The sequence below is a fragment of the Streptomyces sp. NPDC033229 genome (genome assembly GCF_055576875.1).
The window spans coordinates 96720-120210 of sequence record NZ_JBVIQR010000019.1; the positions used below are offsets into that span (position 1 = coordinate 96720).

General features: G+C 73.2%; 16 protein-coding genes. 11 read left to right on the forward strand and 5 right to left on the reverse strand.

The genetic code is table 11. The annotated features are described in order from the left end of the window. Window positions 1-5: 5 nt before the first annotated feature. The 4 genes from ACZ53N_RS18685 to ACZ53N_RS18700 form a co-directional block, all read right to left on the reverse strand. A complete protein-coding gene (locus ACZ53N_RS18685; RefSeq protein WP_469141920.1) occupies window positions 6-1142 on the reverse strand; it encodes a GNAT family N-acetyltransferase in 1137 nt (378 codons plus the stop codon). Beyond that, window positions 1139-2467, reverse strand: a complete 1329-nt coding sequence (locus ACZ53N_RS18690; protein WP_469141921.1) for an MFS transporter — start codon at window positions 2465-2467, stop codon at window positions 1139-1141. Before ACZ53N_RS18690 ends, ACZ53N_RS18685 begins: the two co-directional genes overlap by 4 nt. Beyond that, complete coding sequence (locus ACZ53N_RS18695) at window positions 2464-3732, reverse strand: phenylacetate--CoA ligase family protein (protein WP_469141922.1); 1269 nt, start codon at window positions 3730-3732, stop codon at window positions 2464-2466. Before ACZ53N_RS18695 ends, ACZ53N_RS18690 begins: the two co-directional genes overlap by 4 nt. Window positions 3733-3970: 238 nt before the next feature. After that, window positions 3971-4747 (reverse strand): helix-turn-helix transcriptional regulator, encoded by a 777-nt coding sequence (locus tag ACZ53N_RS18700; protein ID WP_469141923.1) that lies wholly within the window; start codon window positions 4745-4747, stop codon window positions 3971-3973. Window positions 4748-5180: 433 nt separating this feature from the next. Here ACZ53N_RS18700 and ACZ53N_RS18705 point away from each other — a divergent pair, with 433 nt between their 5' ends. The 10 genes from ACZ53N_RS18705 (at window position 5181) to ACZ53N_RS18750 (ending at window position 21744) form a co-directional block, all read left to right on the forward strand. Beyond that, window positions 5181-7004 carry an AfsR/SARP family transcriptional regulator gene (locus ACZ53N_RS18705; RefSeq protein ID WP_469141924.1) on the forward strand — a complete coding sequence of 608 codons (1824 nt, stop codon included), beginning with the start codon at window positions 5181-5183 and terminating at the stop codon, window positions 7002-7004. A gap of 58 nt (window positions 7005-7062) precedes the next feature. Then, window positions 7063-9297, forward strand: coding sequence for a TOMM precursor leader peptide-binding protein (locus ACZ53N_RS18710; protein ID WP_469141925.1), 2235 nt, complete (start codon window positions 7063-7065; stop codon window positions 9295-9297). After that, window positions 9290-11236, forward strand: a complete 1947-nt coding sequence (locus ACZ53N_RS18715; protein WP_469141926.1) for a TOMM precursor leader peptide-binding protein — start codon at window positions 9290-9292, stop codon at window positions 11234-11236. Before ACZ53N_RS18710 ends, ACZ53N_RS18715 begins: the two co-directional genes overlap by 8 nt. A 48-nt stretch (window positions 11237-11284) precedes the next feature. After that, window positions 11285-12883, forward strand: a complete 1599-nt coding sequence (locus tag ACZ53N_RS18720) for a SagB family peptide dehydrogenase (protein WP_469141927.1) — start codon at window positions 11285-11287, stop codon at window positions 12881-12883. A 106-nt stretch (window positions 12884-12989) separates the two neighbouring features. Then, window positions 12990-15698, forward strand: a complete 2709-nt coding sequence (locus ACZ53N_RS18725) for a lantibiotic dehydratase (RefSeq protein ID WP_469141950.1) — start codon at window positions 12990-12992, stop codon at window positions 15696-15698. A gap of 1 nt (window position 15699) precedes the next feature. Then, window positions 15700-16761 carry a lantibiotic dehydratase C-terminal domain-containing protein gene (locus tag ACZ53N_RS18730; RefSeq protein WP_469141928.1) on the forward strand — a complete coding sequence of 354 codons (1062 nt, stop codon included), beginning with the start codon at window positions 15700-15702 and terminating at the stop codon, window positions 16759-16761. Then, window positions 16758-17999 carry a metalloprotease gene (locus ACZ53N_RS18735; protein WP_469141929.1) on the forward strand — a complete coding sequence of 414 codons (1242 nt, stop codon included), beginning with the start codon at window positions 16758-16760 and terminating at the stop codon, window positions 17997-17999. Before ACZ53N_RS18730 ends, ACZ53N_RS18735 begins: the two co-directional genes overlap by 4 nt. A gap of 84 nt (window positions 18000-18083) precedes the next feature. Next, complete coding sequence (locus ACZ53N_RS18740; protein WP_469141930.1) at window positions 18084-19004, forward strand: ABC transporter ATP-binding protein; 921 nt, start codon at window positions 18084-18086, stop codon at window positions 19002-19004. Continuing rightward, entirely contained in the window at window positions 19001-19756 is a 756-nt protein-coding gene (locus ACZ53N_RS18745) for an ABC transporter permease (protein WP_469141931.1), read from the forward strand. The genes ACZ53N_RS18740 and ACZ53N_RS18745 overlap by 4 nt, the downstream gene beginning before the upstream one ends. Further along, window positions 19753-21744, forward strand: coding sequence for a TOMM precursor leader peptide-binding protein (locus ACZ53N_RS18750; RefSeq protein ID WP_469141932.1), 1992 nt, complete (start codon window positions 19753-19755; stop codon window positions 21742-21744). The genes ACZ53N_RS18745 and ACZ53N_RS18750 overlap by 4 nt, the downstream gene beginning before the upstream one ends. 71 nt (window positions 21745-21815) lie before the next feature. On the opposite strand, the gene ACZ53N_RS18755 is transcribed toward ACZ53N_RS18750, so the two are convergent. Beyond that, window positions 21816-21992, reverse strand: a complete 177-nt coding sequence (locus tag ACZ53N_RS18755) for a thiazolylpeptide-type bacteriocin (RefSeq protein ID WP_130880361.1) — start codon at window positions 21990-21992, stop codon at window positions 21816-21818. 188 nt (window positions 21993-22180) lie between these two features. On the opposite strand from ACZ53N_RS18755, the gene ACZ53N_RS18760 reads away from it, so the two are divergent. After that, window positions 22181-23485 (forward strand): amidohydrolase, encoded by a 1305-nt coding sequence (locus ACZ53N_RS18760; protein ID WP_469141933.1) that lies wholly within the window; start codon window positions 22181-22183, stop codon window positions 23483-23485. Window positions 23486-23491: the final 6 nt, after the last annotated feature.

Consider the following 23491-nt stretch of genomic DNA (forward strand, 5'->3'; position numbering starts at 1 on the left):
CGGATTCATGGGGCAACCTCGAGTGTGGGCAGGTAGGTCGACGCCCAGGCCGACACGTAGGCGTCCAGGTAGGGCTGGAGCGGCTCGTCGACGGCCAGGCCGCGGAAGTCGATCTGCTCGGTGGTCCGGGTCATCACGACGTAGTCGGTGAAGCCGTCGCCTTCGGGGCGCATCGCCGGGTAGAGGGCGCTCGGGATGAAGCCCTGGGCGAGGCAGGCGGAGAGCAGGCCGTGCTGGGACAGCGGCAGCAGGGCTTCGACGTAGCCCGCGCCGGCGCGGGTGAGGGTCCGGGTGAGGGGCTCCAGCCACGCGGCCGCGTCGGCCGGGGCGGGGTGCGCGGCGACCAGGGCGCAGTAGCCCCCGGTGCGGTTGAGATAGGCGTACACCTCGAAGTGGCCGTCGTCGGGCATCAGCAGCACGTTGGGGGTGTGCAGCGGGTAGAACCACTGGGCGGCGTCGGGGAAGCGCTCGTGGAAGCGGCGGCGGACGAAGGCCGGTGCCTCGATCATCTCCAGCGGTGCCGCCGTCGGTCCGGCGGGCGCGGGGAGCGGGGCGGTGGCCTCGGTGCGGGCGTAGCTGATGCCCAGGCTGCGTTCGACGGTGCGCAGCAGGGGTGCCAGCGGCGCGGGCACCTCGGGCACGGGGAGCCGTCGGTCCAGTACCCCTGCGGAGTGACGCGCGTAGAGTGCGAGGCTTTCGCGGCTGTTGAGGGCCACGGCGTTGGGCAGGACGCCCAGGGGACGGAAGCCGTTGCGGGAGACCACGCGCTGCGGTCCGGCGCTGACGGTGCGGACGGTGGCGTACACCGAGTCCAGCCGCCCGGAGTCCAGCATCCGCGCGCACAGCTCCTCGGTCAGCGTCCCGGCCAGTCCGGCCGCCCGGTGGTCGGGGTGGACGGCGAGGCCCTCGAGCTTGCCGGTGCGGCTGCCGGCCTCGCCACGGATGGCCGCCGATCCGGCCAGGCCGCCGGTCCGCGGGCAGCGGGCGACGAGCCAGAGGGAGTGCGGGTCCGCGATGAGGCGGGACATCTCGGCGGGGTCGGTGCCGAGCGCGACGGGGTAGTGCGGTCCGTAGACGGCGTAGTAGAGCTGGCGCAGATCGGCGATGTCGGCGGGGGTCGCCGTCCCGATCGTGGCGGTCATCGCGCTCCCCCCGCGTCGGCCAGCGGCCGGCTCTCGCGCGCCGGCGCGTCCGCCGCCGCCTCGGTGTCGGTGTCGGTGTCAGTCGTGGTGCCGGGCTCGCGCAGCAGCGCCAGGGCGCAGGCCGCGGGGATCAGCCCGACCGCCTGGATCAGGCACAGGGTCTGCGCGGAGAGGTGGTCGCCGAGCAGGCCGAACAGCAGGGAGGCCACGGGGAACGTCGCGCCCAGCAGGGCCTGCATGACGGCGAAGAAGGCGGGCTTGTCGGAGGTGGGGACCAGCCGCTGGAACAGGGCCACGAAGCGGACGCCGATCACACCCACGCACCAGCCGGCCACCGCGAGGCAGCCCGCGATGACGGGCCGTTCGGCGATCACGCCGGGCAGGGCGAGGACGACGGCCATCGTGCCCAGGCAGAGCGAGCCGACGACGGTGGGGCGGCCGGGTACCCGGGCGCCGGTGAAGGAGCCGATCAGGGTGCCCGCGCCGAGGGAGGCTTCGAGCAGGGCGACGGTGCCACCGCCGCCCTGGAGGGACGACCTGGTGTAGAGCGGGATGATGACGAAGACGGCGGTGGTGAAGAGATTGGCCGCGGCGAAGCAGATCAGGATCTTGCGGACGAAGGGCAGGTCGGCGAGGACCGCTCGGAGCGTCCGCCGGGCTTCGGCGCCCGCACCGGTCGCCTCGGCGGCGTCGGCGCCCTCGGTGGGCGAGGTGCGGAAGCGCGCGGTCGCGATGAGCGCAGCGGCGCACAGATAGGCGGCGGCGCAGCCGACCGCGAGCCCCGCCACTCCGGCACGGTCGACGATCAGGGCGCCGAGCAGTGCCCCGCCGAGGCTGGCCAGCGACTGGGTGGACAGCTCGAAGCCGGTCGCGGCCTCGATGTCCTCGTCGTCGACGAGTTCGGGCACGGAGGTGGTCAGACAGGGGTCGAAGAACGCCTGGCAGGTGGCGAGCGCCAGTGTCGCGGCGTACGCGGCGGCCAGCGGCAGATCGCTCGTGCCGGCCCACACGGCGAGCGCCGCCGCGGTGGCACCGGCGGCCCCGGCCGCCGTACGCAGCAGCGAGCGGTGCGCGAAGCGGGCGATGGCCCGGGCGACGACGGGGGCGAGGGTCACGGCGGGCAGCGTGCTGACCGCCATGAACAGGCCCGAGGCGAGGCCGCGGCCGCTGGTCACGGCGTAGGCGACGAGCCACCAGGACACGCCGACCTGGAACATCCGCACCGCGGCCTGGGTGAGGACCTGGCCCAGCCATACGGTGCCGAACGCGCGGTTGCGCAGCACGAGCGGCCGGGTGCGGCCGGTGTCGGTCGTCGGGGAACTCATGCGGTCGGCCTCTCGTCGATGACGCGGACGAGCTTGCCCGAGCGGGCGTTGACGGCGAGGTCGCGGTGGCGTACCCACTCGACCGTCAGCGGGTGCACGAATCCGGCCTGCTCGCTGTCGGGGTACAGCGGCCGGGCCGTGTACAGCTCGGTGATGATCTCCTTGGCGAGCACCTCCAGCTCCGCCGGGTCGTCGTCGCCCGGTGCGGTGGCCAGGCGAAGGATCAGGCCGTCGCGGCCGTCCCAGCGGCGGACCACGAGCTGCGAGCCCATGACACGGCCCTGGGTGTCCGCGGCGGTGACGGCGGCCTGCGCGTCCTGCGAGTACAGCGAGACGGGGCCGACGCGGACGCCCTCCTCCGCACGGCCGAGGATGCGGAAGTGCCCCTCGGTCTCCGTCCATTCCGCGCGGTCGCCCGCGGGGTAGCGGATGATCGGCATGAGGCGGCGGAAGAGGCTGGTGACGACGACGCGACCCGGCCGGTACGGCTCGGTGATCACTTCGCCGGTGGTCTCGTCGAGGATCTCGACGACGGAGTGCGGGGTGAACGCGCGGTGCAGCCGCGCGTCCGGCCCGGGCACGGGGCAGCCGAGCAGTCCGGCGTCGACGCTGGCGTAGCCGAGCGAGCGGGCCTCGGCGTGGGGGAAGGCGGCGGCCAGCAGTCGGCGCTGGTCGTCGAAGAGCGCCTCGCCGCCGAAGAACAGCAGCTCCACGTCGGGGAGCTGACGGTCCATGGAGATCAGGTGCTCGGCGAGCCGGCACAGGGTGGTCGGGGTGCCGGCCACCACCTGTGCGGCGAAGTCGTGGAGGGTGGGGATCGTCGACTCCAGCGGGGCGCCGCCGCCGATGGGCAGCCGGACGTTGTCGACCGGGGCGTGCGCGAGCGAGTCGAGGATGAACAGGAAGCTGGCGTACAGCTCCCCGGCGTAGAAGAGGTCCGCGACCCGGTGACCGGGGCGCAGCCCCGCGTCGAGCAGACCTTGGCCGAAAACGGTGACGAACTCCCGCCACTCCTCCCGGGTGTAGCAGGAGAACTTCGGCGCACCACTGGTGCCGCCGGTCTTGAAGACGGTCGCTTCGGCGAGCGGTGCGGTCAGCACGCGGTTGTGCTGGAGGGTGTTGGCTTGCCAGAACGCGCTCTGGTCCACGACGGGAAGGTCCGCGAGGCGGTCCGCGTCCGGCGGGAGGTCGGCGTAGAGCTCGGCGTAGAACGGCGAGTGGTGACGGGCGTGGCGTATGAGGTCCGAGAGCTGATGGACGGGCATGAAGGCCTTGTCTGGATGAATACGAGAAGGGCAGGAGTGCGCGGCAAGGCGGGTCTCAGAGCCCGCCACCTGCCTACGGGTGTTCGACGGGGATCGTGAGCGCGTCACAACTGACGCGCGGTCACGACCCCGGAACATCGAAGAAGATACCGCAAACTTTCCTTCGCTTCTTACATAGATGGCCTGAATTATCAATGATTTAACGGTGTACGAACGGAAGGGGCCTGCTTCTGGAACCTCAGGGGGTCAGCGGGGTGACGACCACGAAGCGCAGCCCGGGCGACTGCAGGGGCAGGAACATCTGCGTGGTGACGAGGACCTCCGCGCCCTGGTGGCACGGCAGGCGCAGCCGGAACCGGCGGCCGTCGTGGTGTTCGGCGACCTCGTAGCCCTCCGCCCAGATCCGCCGGCAGACGGCGTCGGCGGCGAGGACCTCCCGCAGCAGTTCCTGGAGCTGTGTGTTGCCCTGGTCCTGACAGCTCGCGACGCGCAGCGTGGCCAGGTACACCCGCGCGCAGCTCTCCTCCCAGTCGAGCACCTGCTCACGGGCCTCCCGCGAGGTGAGCCCCCAGCGCATCAGATTGGGGCGGGGCCCCTTGACCCAGGGGAACCATTCGGCCATGGGCGCGTTGGCCGCGACGATGTTCCAGGCGGCGTCGGCCAGATAGGCCGGATGCGGCGCCTGATGGTGCAGCAGCGAGAGCAGGGCCGGGTCCGAGGTGGTGTGCGTGGGCGGCGGATCGGTGGGCGGCCGGCGGCCGGAGACGCCGAGGAAGAGCGTGAGCGTCTCGGTCTCGTTCAGCCGCAGCGCCGCCGCGACGCGCAGCAGAAAGGCATCGGAGAATTCGCGGTGGGCACCGGTTTCCAAGGCCCGGTACCAGCCTTCGCTCACACCCGTCAGACGAGCCACGTCCGCCTGCGACAACCGCCCTCTCGACCGGTAGCCGGGTCCCCGCAACTCGGGTATGGAGGCGCGGTCGATCCGGGCGCGCCAGGCGCGGAGCAGTCGGCTCATGGGCTCTTCACCGGGCCGCGAATAGCCTCGCGTTCCCGTGACGCACCCTTGACTCTCCGTCATTCCGCTTGCCCCTCTTCGCTCGCCGTCGCAGATCAGGTTCTACATGATCAACACCAGAACACGCCAACATTTGGCAAGTAAAGGACAAGAGGGATGAGGGATGCGTTAGTTGATGCCAATACTTATTTGCTTTAGCAATCGAGCATAGAACCGTCACTGACACTCTCGGTACTGCGAGTGGCGGACGATCTGGTGCACACTCTGGCGGCACAGGGCATCGCCCGCCTCCCATCTGGCCTCATGTCCGCAGGTGCGGACCGGTATGCGGCGGCCGGGCGCAGTGCGAAGCCGTACAGATCCGCGGAGGCACATCGGAATGCAATTCCAGGTTCTCGGGCCGTTGAGTATTACCGACGGTTGTGACAGTGTCGTGCTGCAGCCCTCGAAGCCGACGGTTCTGCTCGCCGCCCTGTTGCTCCGCCATAACTCCGTGGTGTCCACCGAGTTCCTGCAGAGCGCGATTTGGGGCGACGACCGACCCGCCTCCGCAAAGGCGGCTCTGCAGAATTGCGTGCTGCGTCTGCGGCGCATCTTCGTCAAGTACGGCATAGCCAACGCGCTGATCGAGTCGGTCCCCGGCGGATATCGAATATCGATCGAGACCGCGGCACTCGACCTCATGAGATTTCGGCAACTGCTCGAATCCGCCGAGGCCGCGCGGGATCCCGATACGGAACTCCGGGCACTCAAGGAGGCACTCGCCCTCTGGCAGGGACCGTTCCTTGCCAATGTGCCCTCCGATGTGCTGCGCCGGGACGAGATTCCGCATCTCGTGGAGGAGCGGCTGCGGGCGGTGGAGCGCGCCCGCGACATCGAACTGTCGATGGGACGGTGCCAGCAGGTCATCACGGAACTGTGGACCGTGGCCCGGGCGTACCCGGCGCGCGAGCGGTTCCGGGAACAGCTCATCGAGGCCCTGTACCGGTCCGGCCGGCAGGCCGAGGCGTTGGCCGAATACCGTGCGGTCAAGGGATATTTGCGGGAGGAACTCGGTGTCAGTCCCGGCTCCTCGCTGCAGCGGCTCGAACTGACCATTCTGCGGGGCGACGACATCGGCCCGCCCGCCCCAGAGGACCGCGGCGCGGCCGAGGGCCCGGCCGCCACCGCCGCGGCAGCGGGTCTCCCGCCCGCCGAGGGCCCGCCGGCGCCACCGAAGGCACGAGCCGCCCTGACCGCACCACCCCCGACGGCATCGCCGATCGCACCCGTGCCGCACTTCACCGGGCGGGCGGCCGAGACGGCTTCCCTCGTCACCCGGCTCACCACCGGCGCCTCCCGGCCCGTCACCGTGGTGCTCTCGGGCGCGCCCGGCATCGGCAAGACCGCGCTCGCCCAGCACATCGCGCTGCTGACCCGCGACGCCTTCCCCGGCGGCCGGTTCCTGGTGCCGATGTCCCACCCGGACGGCACCCCCCGTTCCCCCGGTGAGGTCGCCTCGGCACTCGCCCGGCGGGAGCACCACGGGGCGGACGGGGGGCCGGACGACGGGCCGGACCACGGCCGCAGGCGGCTGCTGGTGCTCGACGACGTCACCGACGCGGACCAGGTGCGGCCGCTGCTGCCGGCCCGAGCGGGCGATGCGGTGATCATCACCAGCGGGCTCGGTCTGGCCGGGCTGGTCGCCGCGCACGGCGGTTGGGCGCACCGGCTCGACACCCTCACCGAGGAGGAGTCCTGCCGGCTGCTGGCCGCCGTCCTGGGCACCGAGCGGGCCGAGGCCGAGCCGGACGCGCTGCGGCTCCTCGCCGCCGGCTGCGGGCACTTCCCGCTGGCCCTCACCATCATGGCGGCCCGGCTCCTCACCCGGCCGCGGCTGCGGGTCGCGGACTGCGTGGCCTGGCTGCGGGACGACCCGGTCACCAGGCTGTCCCTGGCCGGCGACCCGCGTCTGTCGGTGCCCAGGGTGTTCGCCACCGCGCTCGACCGGCTCGACGCACCCCTCGCCGACGCGTTCGAGGCGATCGGCCGCGGGGACCGCCGACGGCTCACGGCCCGGCTGGGCGCCCGACTTCTGGGTGTGGGGCCGCAGGAGGCCGAGGAGACGCTGGAACGGCTCGTGGACGCCGGGTTGCTGGAGGAGGAGCCGGCCGGTGAGTACCACATGCACGAGCTGCTCCGGGCGTTCGCGCGCGCCCGGCCGGGCGCCGGCGACCGGACGGCCGTGCCGACCGTCGCGGCCGCGACCTCGCCCTGACTTTCCCTGACCTCACACTCCCCCTGCCCCGTAGCCGCCGACCACAGAGGTGTTCCACATGTCCGAAGCCTATGAGGCGATCGCCCGGACCCGGCCCCGCATCCGCCGGGACGTGCTCTTCACCGAGACCCCCGACGGGGTGCTGTTCCACAACGCGCACGGCGGGTTCCACCTCAATTCCCCTTCCGCCTACCGCTTCGCCACCCTGGTCGTCCCGCACCTCAGCGGCGAGAACCGTGTCGAGGACATCTGCCGGGGGCTCGGGGAGAAGCAGCGGGCCATGGTGGCCCGTCTGGTGACGACGCTCTACGAGCGGAAGTTCGCCCGCGACGCCCCCGCCCCCGACGAGGCGGCGACGGCGCTCGCCCCCGAGGTCGGCCGGCGTTTCGCCGCGCAGCTTGCCTACGTCGACCACTACGTCGACGACGCGCCCCGGCGCTTCGAGCGGTTCCGGGGCACCCGGGTGGCGGTGCTCGGCGACGATCTCGTGGCCCGCTGGTGCGTCCTCGCTCTGGTCCGCAACGGCTGCGCGTCGATCGACGTACTGCCGGGCGCCGACAGCCCGGCGAACCGGTTCGAGGACGTGCGTGCCGAGGCGTCGGCGCTGGCCGCCGAGGGCTGCCCGGTGGAGATCGGCCTCCTCGGCGGGGGCGACGCCGACGGCACCCTCGGCTGGGCGGACCTCTCGGCGTACGACGCCGTCGTGGTCACCGGCGGGCCCGCCGGATCCCGGCGGCTGCTGCGGCTGTTGACTGCCGGTGTCCCCGAGGGCACGTATCTGCTGCCCGCCTCGATGTTCGGCTCCCACGCGGTCGTCGGCCCGCTGATGGCGTCCGGCACCACCGGCTGCTGGGCCTGCGCCGTGCTGCGGCTCGGCGCCAACGGCGACGCGGGCGCGGCGGCCGAGCTGTGGAGCGGGCTGGCCCTGCCCACGGCCGGGGCGCCGGTGGACGAGCTGCCCGGCCGGAGCCTGTCGGCGATGATCGGCAATCTCCTCGGGTACGAGATCTTCCGGCTCGCCACCGAGGCGCTGCCCGCCGAGACACGCGGGCAGGTCATCGTCCAGGACGCCGATTCCTTCGACGTCGTCGCGGAACCCTTGCTGCCGCACCCGCGCTGCCCGTTCTGCGCCGACCGCGACGAGACGCCCGAGGACCTCGCCCTGGAGGCCCTGCCGGGGCCGGAGCGGGCCCCCGCCACGGTGGAGGTCGACCCCGACGCGCTGCTCGCTGAGCTCAACGGCCGTCAGGTGCTGGTCCGGCCGCACACCGGTGTGTTCCACCGGTTCACCGACGAGCCCTGGACCCAGACCCCGCTGAAGGTCGGCAGCGTGAGCCTGTCCGTCGGGCACACCGCCCGGCGGCAGATCGCCGCGTTCGACATCCACACGGTGGCCGGCGCCCGGCTGAAGGCCCTGGACGCGGCCGCCGCCGTCTACACCGAGCACGTCGCCCCGCTGAAGGGGGTCCGCACCACCGAGAGCGTCACCGCCGCCGAGCTGGAACACGCCCCGGACCCCGCCGCGTACTCCGTCGCCAGCGGGCTTCCCGCCGGCCCCGGCCAGGTGGCGCACTGGGTCCCCGCGACCTCACTGCTCACCAAGGAGCCGGCGCTCGTACCGGCCGGGGCCGTGCGCACCTTCGGCCCCTACAACCGCCACCGACTGTACGTCCCCACCTCCGCGGGTACGGGCGCGGGGCCGACAGCCGCCGCGGCGGCGGGCCGCGGGCTGCTGTCCGCTCTCACCCACGACGCCCTGGGGCACGCGGTACGCGGCTCGGGGCAGGTGACGCGCGTGGCGGCCGAGACCGTCGGGGACGACGCGGAGCTGGTCTTCCTCCTCGCCTCCGCCCGCAACCTCGGCATCGGTATCGAGCTGCTGGACCTCGGGGAGCGGGCGCGCTCCTCGGCCCACGTCCTGCTGTGCCGCGCCGCCGACCCGCGTGGCGGGGCCGGGCTCTGGGCCGTGGCCGGGGAACTCGGCTGGCGGGACGCAGCGGCCGCGGCGGTCCGCGATCTGCTCGGCCGCGCCCAGTTCGAACGGGAGCTCCCCGAGGGCGAGTCGGCCGACACCGGCGACCCGCTGCTGGGGGACCTCGCCCCCGAGGCCCTGGCCGTCACCGGGGAGAGCGCCGCCCTCGGCGCCGAGGCCACCTCCTACCCGGCGGTGCTCGCGCGGCTGCGGTCGGCGGGCCGGGACGCCCTGGCCGTGCCCACCGGCCCGGCCGATCTGGCGGCCGGCGGCATCATCACGGCCCGGGTGCTGCTCACTTCAGGGGCGGCCCGTGCCTAGCGGTGGCGCCGCCGGAGCGCCCGGCCTCGAAGAGGCGTCCTGCCGGGCCCTGGGCGACGCCGTACGGCGGGCGCTGCGGGGGCGGGTGGCCGGGCCGGTGCGGTTGGAGGTGTCGGCGCTGGGCGTACGCGACGAGCTGACGGCCGGTCCGTCGGCGCCGTCCGACCCGGCGGCCGTGCCCCTGCTGCTCTACGGTCACCACGCGCTGGTCGGTCCGCTCCCCCGCCCCGGCGGCGGGCGGCGGCCCTGCGCGCGGTGTCTGGCCCGCCGTTGGCAGTCGGTGCGGCGGCGCTCGCTGCGGGACGCCCTGGAGCTCGGTTCCGGCACCCGGGCGGCGGGCGTCGCGCCCTATGCGACACCGTTCGCGGCCGACGCGATCGCCGCGCTGATCGTGGCGGCCCAGGCGGCCGACCGGGCCGACGAGGGGCCCTTCGCCGCCGTCCACCTCGTGGACCTGGAGACGCTCCGGGTGAGCCGCAGGCTGCTGGTGCCGGACGCGGAGTGCCCCGACTGCGGGCGGCGCGTCCCCGACAGCCCGCGGGCCGCGGCGGTGGAGCTGCGGCCGACGCCCGAGCACCGGCCCGGTTCGTTCCGGCTCCGCGGCATCGAGACGTACGACCTGCCGGCGGAGGCGTTCGCCAACCCGGTCTGCGGCGCGCTCGGCCCCGCCGTCGTGCACGACGTGGGCTCGGCGTCCACCGCCGCCACCGTCGGGTGCTTCGAACTGCGCTCCGGAACCTACCTCCGGGAGACGTTCTGGGGCGGTCACGCCGACTCCTACGCGCACAGCGAGCGCGTCGGGATCCTGGAGGGCCTCGAACGTGCCGCGGGCATGCGGGCCCGGGCCAGGACGACCGGGGTGGTGGCGTCCTGGGAGTCGCTGGGCGAGACGGCGCTGGACCCGCGTGTGTGCGGCCTGTACGACCCAAAGTTCCACCGCGACAACCCCGACGTGGTGCCCTTCTCCCCGGACCGGCGCATTCCGTGGGTGTGGGGTCACTCCCTGCGGGACCGGCGCCCGGTGCTGGTGCCGGAGGTGCTGACGTACTACGGCACGCCCGGCCTGGAGAACCGCTTCGTGCAGGAGAGCTCCAACGGCTGTGCCTCGGGCGGCAGTCTGGCGGAGGCCGTCTACTTCGGCCTGATGGAGGTGATCGAGCGGGACGCCTTCCTGCTGGCCTGGTACGGGCGGGCGGCGCTCCCGGAGATCGACCCGCGCTCCAGCCGCGACCCCCGGACCCGGCAGATGGTCGACCGGCTGGAGATGTACGGGTACGAGGCACGGTTCTTCGACACCCGGGTGACGTTCCCGATCCCGGTGGTGACCGCGGTCGCCGTCCGGCGGGACGGCGGGCCCGGCGCCCTGTGCTTCGGCGCGGGGGCGGGCCTGGACCCCGAGGCGGCGATCAGCGGCGGGCTCTGCGAGATCGCGACCGACGCCGTGAACCTGCGCGGCAGGACCGAGCGCGACGGGGAGCGGCTGCGCGCGATGGCAGCCGACTTCGACAAGGTGCTGGCGCTGCACGACCATCCGCTCGTCTACGGGCTCCCCGAGATGGCGCACCACGCGTCGTTCCTGCTCGGTGCGGCGGGCGCGCCCCGGCAACCGAAGCTCGCCGTCGCGGAGCTCTACGGTCCGCAGCGGCCCGTGCTGCCGGTCTCGGGCGACCTGGCGACCGATGTGGGTACCTGCGTCGACGCGGTGGCCGCGGCGGGCTTCGATGTGATCGTCGTCGACCAGACACTGCCCGAGCAGCGGGACCTGGGACTGCACACCGTGAGCGTCCTCGTCCCCGGGCTGGTCCCCATCGACTTCGGATGGCGGCGCCAGCGGGCGCTGCGGATGTCCCGCACGCGCACGGCCCTGCACGAGGCGGGGCTGCGCGAGCGGGAGTTGCTGCCCGGTGAGCTCAATCCCGCCCCGCATCCCTTTCCGTGACCCCGGACAACCGGCTCGCGACCGACAACGCCCAGACAAGGAGTTCCCATGGGTTTCGCCCATGAATACGCGGCTGCGATCATGCAGCGCGGCCGGGTTCACATGGAACCCGTCAGCTTTGTGCCCGACTGGTCGGACCGGCCGCGCAAGGGCAAGTTCTATCCGGGGGCCGAGTCCTTCCCGCTGCCGGAGGGGGACTGCCCGGCCACCGCGACCGTGCGGGCCGGTGTCCTGCCGGACGGCGCCGAGCGGGACGACGCGTTCACGCTGCCCCTGCTCGGCGGCATGCTGCTGGACTCCTACGGCCGGGTGGGCCGCCGCCTCAGGGTCCAGGCCAACACCGATCTGCCGTCCCTGCCGTGCTACACCGACGCGAACTTCTCCCGCGGCACCGCTTCGGGAGGCGGCCTCTACCCCGTCACCGTCTACTGGGTCTCGGGTGCCGCCGGCCCCCTGGCCCCGGGGGTGTACCACTACTCGACGACCCACCACGCGATGCAGCGCCTGCTGGCGGGCGACGTCACCGCCGAGGTGCGCGGGGCCCTCGCGGACCCCGAACTCTCCGAGGAATGCGACCAGTTCCTCGTCCTGGGGGTGAAGTTCTGGCAGAACTCCTTCAAATACAACAGCTTCTCCATGCACGCGGTGAGCATGGACGTGGGCGCCGCCCTGCAGACGTGGCGCATCTGGGCGCGCGCCCGGGGGCTGCGGGTCGAGCCCGCCCTGTGGTTCGACGAGGAGCGGCTGGGCCGGCTGCTCGGGGTGTCGATCGAGGACGAGGGCGTTTTCGCGGTCGTCCCGCTCCGCTGGGAGCGGACGCGCCCCGCGGCGGTCCGTCCTGCGACGGTGGCCGGTGACGCGCCGTCCGTGCGCCGTCAAGACAGCGAGCGTTCCCGGCGGGTGCTGACCTTCGAGACCGTACGGCGGATCCAGGCGGCGACCGCCGAGAACGCCACGGACCGCCCGGCCCCCGGTGCGCTGCTGCCCGCCGCGGTGGCGGCCGTGCCCGACGGGGAGCGTCTCGCCCTGCCGGCTCCGCGACCGCCGGAGATGGGGGTGCGCGAGGCGCTGCGCGGGCGCCGCAGCAGCTTCGGCCGGTTCGACGCCCGGCGCCCGGTCGAGGGCGAGGACCTGGCCGCCACGCTGGCCGCCTGCGCGGCCGCGTCCCTCGACAGCGACGCCGGTGACGGTGCGGGCGGGACACGGCTGACCCGGTTGTACGTCTTCGTCAACCATGTGCGGTCCATCGCCCCGGGCGCGTACGCCTACGACCCCGCCACCGGTGAGTTGGTGCTGATCAAGCCCGGTCCGCCGGGCGGCTTCCTCCAGCGCAACTACTTCCTGTCCAACTACAACCTGGAGCAGGCCGGGGCCGTCGTCGTCCCCGCCGTGCGCACCACGGCCGTGCTCGACGCGGTGGGCGACCGGGGGTACCGGCTGGTGAACGCCACGATCGGGGCGGTCGCCCAGACCTTCTACACCACCGCCACCGCGCTGGGGCTCGGCAGCGGGGTCGCGCTCGGCTTCGACAACCTCTCCTTCGTCGAGGAGCTGGGGCTCGCGGCGACCGGTGAGGCACCGCTGCTGGTCATGCTGATCGGCCATGAGCGGCCGGGCACGGCCGACTTCCGCTACGAGATCGCCTGACCCGGACAGGAGGAGAGACCACGTGACATCCCCCGCCGTGACATCCCCCGGCACCCCGACGGCCCGGGACGCGGACACCGCGTCGTGGACCCTCCGCCGGCAGTTCATGCTCCGCGTCGCGGGGCTGCCCATCGAGTCGGTGGCTGCCCTGCGCTGCCCCGACAGCAGCCGGTGGGCGGACCGTGTGCTGCACGAGGAGGACCGGCTGCTGGCCCGTGGCGCCGAACTCAGCGACCGGCTGCATCCCTTGGTCAAGGACATCCTGGACGACGGGGAACGCCGCGGGCTGCTGGACCTGCGCCGTCGGCTCTTCAACGGGCGCCCGCCGCGGGACGGCGACGCCGCCGTGACCCTGGTGGCCGGTGCCGACCCCGAGGGCACGCTGGCGCGCGAGGTGGCCGACTGGGTCCGCGACGGGCGACGGCTGGCGGAACTCCACGCCGCCGGCGGGTCCGTGCTCGCCGAGGAGGCCGTCCGGACGCGGGCCGCGCTGCGTCGCCTGATCGGTGCGGAGCGGCTGCGACGGGGGCTGTTGCTCGCCTCGCCGACGCTGGAGGGCAGGCTCGACGCGTACGCGGCCCACGACCCGGCGGCCCCGCCGGACAAGCGGCTGCGCAAGGTCGAGCGCTCGGCCCTGGCCTATCTCTACCGGACGGCCTGCAAGACCAGTCCGTTCAGCACCTTCACCGCGGTGACCCCGGGCGAGCTGGTCAGCGGCGGCGAGGAGATCACCCTGGTCCCCGAGGAGTGGCACAGCCATCCGCGGCTCAATGTGGTCGCCCTGGCCCGCCTGGCCGAGCTGATAGCCGCCGACCCCGGGCGGCGGGCCGACCTCCCGGTCTCCCTCGCCTCGGGCTGGGAGCTCGACGACGACCGGATCCGCTATGTCCGGCGCCAGGTCACCGCCGGGGACGACCAGGCGGCCGTCACCTTCGACGCGGCGGGTGACCAGCTGTTCTTCCTGCGCCGCAGCGGAACGCTGGAGCGACTGCTGGGCCTGTTCGCCCAGGGGCCCGCACCGCGCTACGGCGAGTTGGTGCGCCGGCTGAGCGACGAGCAGGGCGCCGGGACCGAGGAGAGCGAGCGCTATGTCACCGCGCTGCTGCAACTCGGCATGCTGGACGTGCCCTGCCTGCGCACCGACGTCCACAGCGCCGACCCGCTGCGGTCGTTCCGTGACGCGCTGCGGGCCCTGGACCGCCCCTGGGCGGACCGCCTCGCGGATGCCCTGGCCCGGCCCCTCGCCTGCGTCGACGCCTATCCCACCGCCGGCCTCGCCCGCCGCCGGGAGCTGCTGACGGAACTGCGGGACGCGCTGCGGAGCATTCAGCGGGATCTGGGCGGTGACCACACGCCCTCCGCCCCGGGACTTCCGCAGACCCTCCTGTACGAGGACGTCACCGCCGGCCGCACCGACGTGAGCTGCGCGGTGGGGCCGCAGGGCGCACCCGGCCCACTGGACGCGCTGCGGGACGTCGAGCGGATCCTGCCCGCCTTCGATCTGACCCTGCCGCAGCGCATCACGCTCAAGGGCTTCTTCGTGGCCCGCTACGGCAGCGGCGGCCGGTGCACGGACCTGTTGAAGCTGGTCCACGACTTCCATGAGGACTTCTACGAGCAGTACCTGACGTTCACCGCGCGCCGGAAGCCCTTCGACGAGGACGGCGCGTACGTACCGGAGGCCAACTGGCTCGCGCTGCCGGGCATCACCGCCGTCGACCGCGCCCGCACCCGGTGGGTGGAGGGCATGCGCGGTGTGTGGGACTCCGCGCGGGGCGCCGAGGAGGTCCGTCTCGACGACGACTTCATCGACGCGGTCGCTGCCGAACTCGCGCCCGTGGCACCCGACTTCCTCCCACAGAGCCACTTCGTCCAACTGGTGCGGCGGGACGGCGATCCGCTGGCGGTGCTCAACCAGTCCTACGGCGGGCTCGCGTTTCCCTTCAGCCGCTTCACGCACTGTTATCCGGACGGGGGCGAGGGCGGCCTCACGGACCGGCTCCGGCGCGCCGCGGCCGCGACCGCACCCGAGGGCGCGGTGTTCGCGGAGATCACCGGCGGGTCGGTCACCAGCAATCTCAATCTGCACGGGCGGCTCACCGATTACGAGATCGTCTGCCCGGGCGAGACCGGCTCGGGGCCGGAGGACAGCCGGATCCATCTGGACGACCTCTCGCTCGAGCACGACGCGGCAGCCGACCGCCTCGTCCTGGTGTCCCGGCGGCTGGGGTGCGAGGTCGTGCCGGTCTACCTCGGCTATCTCGTCCCGCTCGCGCTGCCGGAGATTCCCCGCACCCTGCTGCTGCTCTCGCCCACCTCCATGGCCCCGCTCGACGTCTGGGGCGGGGTGCCCGAGGGAGGCGACGGCGGCGCGGTGACCCACCGCCCCCGGGTGCGGTACGGCGGCGTCGTCCTCAGCAGGCGCAGCTGGACCACCGTGGCGGGGACCCTGCCGCAGTGGTCGGCGCGGGGGGACGAGGCGCGGTGGTTCGTGGACTGGCGGCGGTGGCGACGCGCGAACGGGGTGCCGCGCCGTGTGTTCGCCACGGTCTCCCGTGCGGGCGGGGCCCGGGCGTCGTCCCCGGCGAAGCCGAGTTACGTCGACTTCGACAGCTATCTCTCCCTCACCGCCCTGGACGGCCTGCTCAAGGGCGGTGAGCGGGACCGGGTGGTGTTCCGCGAGGCCCTGCCGGACGAGAACGAGCTGCACGTCGCCTCCGGTGCCGGCCGTCATGTTGCCGAGCTGGCCGTGGAGACCCTGCGCACCACCCGCAACGGGCCTGACGTGACCGACAGAAAGGAACCGGTGCACTGAGATGCCCGAGACGACGACGGGCGAGTGGCAGGCCCTGCACATCCACTACGCCGCCAACCCGCGGCCCCTGCTGATCCAGTGCGTCAGCCCGCTCCTGGCCGAGCTGACCGCCGACGGACTGCTCGCGGGCCACTTCTTCATCAACTACTGGCTGGAGGGACCGCATGTACGGCTGCGCCTGAGACCGGCGACGGCACAGGCCACGGACGAGGTCCTCGCCCGTGCCGAGCGGGCGGTCGGCCGCTTCCTGCGGGAACGTCCGGCGTTGTACGAGGTGGATTCCTCCGGGTTCCTCAACGAGTTCTACAACACGCTGTTCGAGCTGGAGTTCGCCGAGGAGGAGCGGGGCGGCTTCCTCGCCCCCGACGGCCGGATGCGGCTGCGCCCGAACAACAGCTTCAGCCGTGAGCCGTACGAGCCGGAGTACGGCAAGTACGGGGGCCCGGCCGGGGTGGAGCTCGCGGAGTGGCACTTCCGGCACTCCAGTGAGCTGGTCATCGAAGCGGTGCGCGACATGAATCTGCATCTGCGGACGGTCCGGCTGGGCACGGCGGCTCAGCTGATGATGGTGATGGCCGGCGTCTTCCTGCCCGACCGGGCGGAGCTGATCGACTACCTGGACCGCTATCACGCCTTCTGGCACAAGGCGTTCTCCGGCACCGACCTCATCGGTTCCGACACCTACGACCGGGCGTACGAGTCGATGGGCTCCGGGCTCGGCCGGCGCTTCGAGGCGGTCCGCACGGCGGTGGGCCACGGCGGGACGGACCGGCTGCCGGGCTTCCTGAGCGGCTGGGCCCGGCACTGCCACGAACTGCGGAGTCGTGCCGCCGCCCTGACCACGGGCGAGGGCCTGGTCTTCCGTTCGTGGGACGGCACCCGGGACGAGCGGATCACGGACCCCGCCGTGTCACTGCCGCTGCTCCTGTCGCCATACATGCACATGACCAACAACCGGCTGCATGTGACGATCCGCGACGAGGCCTATCTGTCCCACGCCCTGGGGCGGGCGCTGCGCGAGTACGCGCCGCCCGCCCCGAGGAGAGAGGAGGCCGGGCGATGAGCGTGCCGGCGCGGCGGCGGCACGACGAGGCCGGGGCGGAGCCGGTGCCGCCGGAACACCGGCCGGCGCTCCGCCCCGAGGTGCTGCTCAGCCCGGGGATGCGGCGGGGGGCGGCCCGTATCCATGTGGTGAAGGACCCGGTGAGCGGGAAGTCCTTCGAGGTCGGGCCCAAGGAGTGCTTCCTGATGGCCCGTCTCGACGGGGAGCGCAGCCTGGCCGGGATCGGCGAGGAGTACGCCCGGTACTTCGGGCGCTCGCTGGGCGAGGCCCACTGGCGGCGGCTGTTGGGGCTTTTGTGGGAGCGCGGTCTGCTGGTGGGGGCCGAGCCGGTCGCCGCCGCGCCGGTGGAGCCGCCACCCCCTCCGACACTGTGGAAAGGCAAACTCCGGCTCGTCGCCGACGCCGGTGCCGCCACCGAACGGCTGTACCGGGCGACCGGCTTCGCGCTGTCCGCCCGTTTCCTGCTGCCGGTGCTGGCGCTGGTCGGGGTCATGGAGACGACGCTCGTCCTGCACCTGGACGGGTTCGTCCGGGACACGGGCTGGCTGCTGAGCCGTCCGGTGCCGCTGCTCGCGGTGTTCAGCCTGCTGTGGGTGAGCACCGCGCTGCACGAGTTGGCGCACGGGGTGGTCGCCCGGCATTTCGGGGGCACCGTCGGCGAGATCGGACTGCGCTGGCACCTGCCCATGGTGTTCATGTACTGCGAGGTCGGGAACTACCTGTATCTGCGCACCCGGTGGGCGCAGGTGGCCACCGCGGTGGCCGGCACCGTCATGAACCTGGTGTTCCTGCTGCCCTTCGCCGCGCTGTGGGCCGTGCTGCCCGCCGGGGACCCGGTGCGCGCAGCCGTGGCGGGCCTGCTGACCCTCGGCACGGCACAGGCGCTGGTCAATCTGGTACCCCTGCCCCCGCTGGACGGCTACCGGATGCTCGCCCACGCGCTGGGCATGGCCGACTACGCGACCGAGAGCCGGCGCTTCCTGCGGCTGCTGTCCGCCGGCGTCCTGCGACGTGGCCCCGGCGTCGGCGCGTACCCACGCGGGGCACGGATCGCGTACGCCGCGTACGGCGTGGGGTCGGTGGCGCTCGTCGGCGGCAGCGGCGTGGGGTTCGTGCTGCTGTGCCACCACTTCCTGGCGGACCGCTACGGCGTGCTCGCCGCCGTCGTACCCGCCTTGCTCGTCGCCGTGCTGGTCGCGGTGACCGGCCCGTGGGCCCGCCGCGGCCGAGCCCGCTGAACCGCCCACCCCCTTGCCCCGGAATTCCCCCGGCTTTCCCCGGATCCCCCCGCGAGAAGTCGCTTCACCAGAGTTGAGGACCACATGACACAAGCAAGGCCGGACGGGCCCGCCATCGTGCTGGAGGACGTACGCAAGCGGTACGGAGACGTCCAGGCGGTGGCCGGGATCTCGCTCACCGTGGGGCGCGGCGAGTTCTTCGGTGTGCTCGGACCCAACGGCGCCGGGAAGACGACGCTGATAGAGATCGTGGAGGGACTGCGCGAGGCGGACTCCGGCTCGGTGTCGGTGCTGGGCCTTCCCCCCTGGCCACGGAACATGGCGCTGCTGCCGCGGCTGGGCGTGCAGACCCAGAGTTCGGCGTTCTTCACCCGCCTGACGGCCCGTGAGCACCTGTCGACGGTGGCCGCGCTGTACGGCGTCGGACGGGAAAGTGTGGAGCGGACCCTGTCACTCGTGGGTCTCCTCGGCCAGGCCGACATCCGTGTCGAGGTGCTCTCCGGCGGACAGCGGCAGCGCCTCGCCATCGCCTCCGCGCTGGTGCACGGCCCCGAACTGATCTTCCTGGACGAGCCGACCGCCGCCCTCGACCCGCAGGCGCGCCGCGATCTGTGGAAGGTGCTGCGCGCACTGAAGGGCGAGCGTCGCACCATCGTCTACACCACCCACCATCTGGACGAGGCCGAGGCGTTGTGCGACCGCGTGGCCATCGTCGTCGCGGGCTCGGTGGTCGCCCTGGACTCCCCCGGCCGGCTGGTCGGCGCGGCGAAGGCGCCCACCCGGCTGCTGGTCCCCGCCGACCGCATCACGGTGGAGCGGGCCGAGCGGATCGAGGGTGTGGACCGGGTCTGCGCGGAGGGCGACTCGGTCGTCATCGAGACCCGCGCGGCCGGGCCCGTGCTGGCCGCCGTCGGCGAGGTCGCGGGCCTCGACGGGGTCCGGACCCGCACCGCCACCCTCGAGGACGTCTACCTCGAACTCACCGGATCGGAGCAGCACGCATGAGCGCGTACGGCGCACTGACCGCGGCCAGTTACCGGGCCTCGGTCCGCGACAAGACGACGGTCTTCTTCACCTTCGCCTTCCCCCTGATCTTTCTCGTCGTCTTCGGGCTGATCTTCCGGGGACAGACCGTCGAACAGAGCGGCCGCGGCTACATCGACTACATCGCGCCGGGCGTGCTGTCCTGGGGCGTGGGCAACGCGGCCGTGTTCGGGGTGGCGTTCACGCTCATGCAGTGGCGCAAGGACGATCTGCTGCGGCTCGTCCGGATGTCGCCGACCCCGCTGACCTCGGTACTGGCCTCCCGTTATGTGGTGGCGCTGGTCATCGGCGTGGTCCAGGCGGTGCTGTTCATCGGCGTGGCGCTGCTGCCGGTGTTCGGGCTGCGGCTGAGCTCCACCTGGCCGCTGGGGCTGCCGGTCCTGGTGCTGGGCATCACCGCGTTCCTCGCCATCGGCATGGTGATCGGCTCCCGGGCGAACACGCCGGAGGCGGTGGCGGCGGTCGCCAACTGCGTGATGGTGCCGATGGCCTTCCTGTCCGGGTCGTTCTTCCCGATCGACGCCATGCCCTCGTGGTTGCGGTCGCTCTCCCGGGTGCTGCCGCTGCGGTATCTCAACGACGGCATCTCGGCGGCGGTCTCCGGCCGTGCCGGTCTCGGCAGCACCGGCCTGGCCTGCGCCGGACTCGCCGTCTTCGCCCTGGCCTTCGGGCTGCTGGCCATGAGGACCTTCCGCTGGAGCAACGACACATGAGCACCGACGTCTTTGCCCCCGCGCCGCTGGAAGAGGCCAGGCGCCATCTCCAGCGGGCGCTCACCGCACGCTTCGACACCCGCCCCCGGAACGCCTCCGCGCGCCCGCCTCTCGTCGTCCCCCTCGGCGCGGCGGACGCGTTCCGCGCGGAAGGAGACCCGCACGCCGCCTCCCGCGGCGACGCGAACGTCCACCTCACCGCGCAGGCGGTGCTGATCGGCCCGTGGGGCGCGACCGACGCGGCCACCGCCGCGTGCGGCGGCTGTCTGGCCCGGCGCTGGCAGCGGCTGCGGTCCCGGTCCGAGCGCGACGCGCTGGAGGTCGGCACCGACCCGCGTCCGGTGGGCGACTGGCCGGTCCTGCCGGACTTCGCCGTCGACGCGGTGTGGGCGGTGTGCGAGGCGGTCCTGCACTCCGGCCGTCCGGCGGCGGCCGGGCGGCCGGCCGGTGACTGGCACACCGCCGCCGACCTCCCGCTGCCCCAGATCTCCCGGGTCGACCTGGCGACCCTGCGCGTCACGACGCTGCCACTGCTGGCCGAACCGCGGTGCCCGCACTGTTCACCGCCCACCCCTGCCGCCCCCGCCGCGACCGAGACGGCCCACGTCACCCTGCGCTCGCGGCCGAAACCCGCTCCGGACCGCTACCGGCTGCGATCGGCGAAGTCCTACCCGATGCCGACGGGCGCCCTGGCCAACCCGGTCTGCGGGGCACTGGGCGAGGGTACCTGGCTCAATGTGACCTCACCGACGACCGCGCCGGTGGCGGGCAGCGTCTTCGTCCGCACCTACGCGGGCCTGTCCGACGTCACCTGGAGCGGCCAGGCGAACTCCTTCGAGGCCAGCCGCGATCTGGCGTTCCTGGAGGGGCTCGAACGGTACGCGGGAATCCACCGGCGGCGCGGCGGGCAGGTGGTGGAGGACTCCTACGACGGCCTGCGCGCCCGCGGCGAACACGCCGTCGACCCGCGCGCGTGCGGTACGTACGCACCCCGGACCTACCGTGACGATCCGATGGTGGCCCCCTTCGACCCGGCGCGGACGATCCCCTGGGTCCGGGGCCACTCGCTGCGCGACGAACACCCGGTCTGGGTCCCCACCCGGCTGGTGCACTACGGTGCCGGGCTCGCGTCGGACAATTTCGCCTTCGAGAGTTCCAACGGGTGCGCCACCGGGAGCTGTCTGGAGGAGGCGGTCCTGTTCGGACTGCTGGAGCTCATCGAGCGGGACGCGTTCCTGCTGGCCTGGTACGGCCGGGCCCGCCTCACCGAGATCGACCTGGACTCCTGCCGCGGCGAGGCGGTGCGCGCCATGACCGCCCGGGCCGCGCTCCAGGGGTACGACGTCCACGCCTTCGACAACCGGGTGGACCTGGCGGTGCCCGTCGTCACCGGGCTCGCCGTGCGCCGGGACGGCGGCCCGGGAACGCTCTCCTTCGCCGCCGGCGCGCGGCTCGATCCGGAGGACGCCGTCGAGGCGGCCCTCTCCGAGGTCCTCAGCTACATCCCGCATCTGGACCGGCAGGTGGAGGAGGACCGCGACGAGCTGGAGGCGATGGCACAGGACTTCTCCCGGGTGCGGCATCTGACCCACCACGCCCGGCTGTTCGGCCTTCCCGCGATGGCAGCCCACGCCCGGGAGTACCTGGAGCCCGTGGCCGTACGGCCGCTCGGGGACGTCTACCGGGACTGGCAGCGGGTCCGGCCGCGCTCGGGGGATCTGCGGGACGACGTGCTGCTGTGCCGGGACGAGCTGGTACGGGCGGGCTTCGATGTGATCGTCGTCGACCAGACCTCGCCCGAGCAGGAACGGATGGGGCTGACCACCGTCTCCACCGTCGTCCCCGGTCTGCTCCCCATCGACTTCGGCTGGTCCAGACAGCGGGCGCCGCACATGCCGCGCATGCGATCCGCCTTCCGGCGTGCCGGATGGCGGTCGACCGATCTGACGGACGCCGAACTCCGCATGGTGCCGCACCCCTTTCCCTGATGAACGGCGAAACAGCCCCCTGCTGTCGCAGGGGGCTGTGCCGGGCGGCCACGCTCCGATCGGTGAACCGATCAGGCGGAGCAGCTGGTGGTGCTCGTGGTGCTGGAGCAGGTGCTGGTGCTGCTGGAGCTGGTCGAACCGGCGAGGACGACCTCGCTCGCGTCCGAGTAGTCCGAGATCTCGAAGGTCTCGGACTCGAGCTCCAGGATCTCCTGGGCGAGCGAGGCGAGTTCCGTCTTCGGTGCCATGTCTTCTCCCGATGCGTCGAGTCCGGCCGGCCGGCCACGAAGGGGGGCCCGGCCGGACGTGGTGTTCCCTTGCTCCGCCATCCCAGCAGGACGCGCTCGCCGGGCCCCCGGCGTTCCGCTCTCATTCCGCTCGCACGCGGGTACCACCGCCCGAGGTGCTTCCTTCCGATCCCCTGCGAGGAACCGCCATGACACCTCCCTCCACGGCCGACCGGGCCCGCCGGGTCCTGCTGGGCCTCGACGGCATCATGCTCGCGGCCACCACGCTCTGCCTCGCTGTGCACGCCGAACCCGAACTGTCCGGGGAGGAGGAGCACACCGCGGCCCGCCTCGCCGCCTGGCTGGCCGCGGACGGCTTCCGGGTGACGCCGGGGGTCGGGGGTCACGGGGTGGTCGGTGTGCTGCGCAACGGCGAGGGCCCGCGGGTCCTGGTGCGTACCGAACTCGACGCGCTGCCGGTCGCGGAACGGACCGGCCTGCCGTACGCGAGCACGGCCCGCGCACCGGGCCCGGACGGCCGCGAGGTGCCGGTCATGCACGCGTGCGGGCACGATCTGCATCTCGCGGCGGCGGCCGGGGCGGCGAGGCTGCTGGCCCGCGCCACGCACCTGTGGCGGGGCACGCTCGTGGTCGTCGGCCAGCCCGCGGAAGAGACGCTCCAGGGGGCGCGGGCCATGCTCGAGGACGGTCTGTACGACCGTTTCGGGCGCCCCGATGCCGTACTCGCCCAGCACAGCGCGCCGTTCCCGGCGGGCATGGTCGCCCACGGCAGCGGTGCGCTGATGGCCGGCAGTCTCTCCTTCGACGTCGTCGTCCACGGCCGCGGCGGTCACGCCGCCACCCCGCACCTGACCGTGAACCCGGTGGCGACCGCGGCGGCCGCGGTCGGCGCGCTGCACGGCCTCGTCGCCACGGAAACGGGACCCGCCGACCGGGCCGTGCTCACCGTGTGCCGGCTGCACGCGGGCGACAGCCGCAATGTCGTGCCCGACCGGGCCACGCTCGGCCTGACCGTGCGCGCCCACTCACAGGCCGCCCTCGATACTCTCGCCGAGGCCGTGCGCCGGACCGTGCACGCCGAATGCGCCGCGTCCGGCCGGGTCGATCCGCCCGAGATCACCCTCGTGTCCCGCTCGGCGCCCAACGTCCCCGATCCGTCGGCCACCGCGGCCGTCCGGGAGGCGCACCAGGCGCTCTTCGGCGCGGGGCGGGTGGCGCTGTGGCCGCCGTCGATGGCCACGGAGGATTTCCCGCTGTTCGGCGACGCGGGACGGGGGATCCACGGGTTCGCCGGTATCCCGACGGTGTACTGGATGCTGGGCTCGGTCGGCGCCCGGCAGTGGCGGGCGGTCCCCGGCCGCACACCGGCGGACAAGCTCGCGGCCCTGCCCCCCAATCACTCGCCGGAGTTCGCCCCGGATGTGCGGAGCGCGCTGCCCACCGGTGTCTCCGCCATGGTCGCGGCGGCCCTGGACCGGCTGGGGAGCCGCTGAACCCGT

Excerpts from the sequence above, each read along its gene's own strand:
- ACZ53N_RS18685 (WP_469141920.1), bottom strand. The coding sequence starts at position 1,142 with ATGACCGCCACGATCGGGACGGCGACCCCCGCCGACATCGCCGATCTG.
- ACZ53N_RS18690 (WP_469141921.1), bottom strand. The coding sequence starts at position 2,467 with ATGAGTTCCCCGACGACCGACACCGGCCGCACCCGGCCGCTCGTGCTG.
- ACZ53N_RS18695 (WP_469141922.1), bottom strand. The coding sequence starts at position 3,732 with ATGCCCGTCCATCAGCTCTCGGACCTCATACGCCACGCCCGTCACCAC.
- ACZ53N_RS18700 (WP_469141923.1), bottom strand. The coding sequence starts at position 4,747 with ATGAGCCGACTGCTCCGCGCCTGGCGCGCCCGGATCGACCGCGCCTCC.
- ACZ53N_RS18710 (WP_469141925.1), top strand. The coding sequence starts at position 7,063 with ATGTCCGAAGCCTATGAGGCGATCGCCCGGACCCGGCCCCGCATCCGC.
- ACZ53N_RS18720 (WP_469141927.1), top strand. The coding sequence starts at position 11,285 with ATGGGTTTCGCCCATGAATACGCGGCTGCGATCATGCAGCGCGGCCGG.
- ACZ53N_RS18725 (WP_469141950.1), top strand. The coding sequence starts at position 12,990 with ATGCTCCGCGTCGCGGGGCTGCCCATCGAGTCGGTGGCTGCCCTGCGC.
- ACZ53N_RS18730 (WP_469141928.1), top strand. The coding sequence starts at position 15,700 with ATGCCCGAGACGACGACGGGCGAGTGGCAGGCCCTGCACATCCACTAC.
- ACZ53N_RS18735 (WP_469141929.1), top strand. The coding sequence starts at position 16,758 with ATGAGCGTGCCGGCGCGGCGGCGGCACGACGAGGCCGGGGCGGAGCCG.
- ACZ53N_RS18740 (WP_469141930.1), top strand. The coding sequence starts at position 18,084 with ATGACACAAGCAAGGCCGGACGGGCCCGCCATCGTGCTGGAGGACGTA.
- ACZ53N_RS18745 (WP_469141931.1), top strand. The coding sequence starts at position 19,001 with ATGAGCGCGTACGGCGCACTGACCGCGGCCAGTTACCGGGCCTCGGTC.
- ACZ53N_RS18750 (WP_469141932.1), top strand. The coding sequence starts at position 19,753 with ATGAGCACCGACGTCTTTGCCCCCGCGCCGCTGGAAGAGGCCAGGCGC.
- ACZ53N_RS18755 (WP_130880361.1), bottom strand. The coding sequence starts at position 21,992 with ATGGCACCGAAGACGGAACTCGCCTCGCTCGCCCAGGAGATCCTGGAG.
- ACZ53N_RS18760 (WP_469141933.1), top strand. The coding sequence starts at position 22,181 with ATGACACCTCCCTCCACGGCCGACCGGGCCCGCCGGGTCCTGCTGGGC.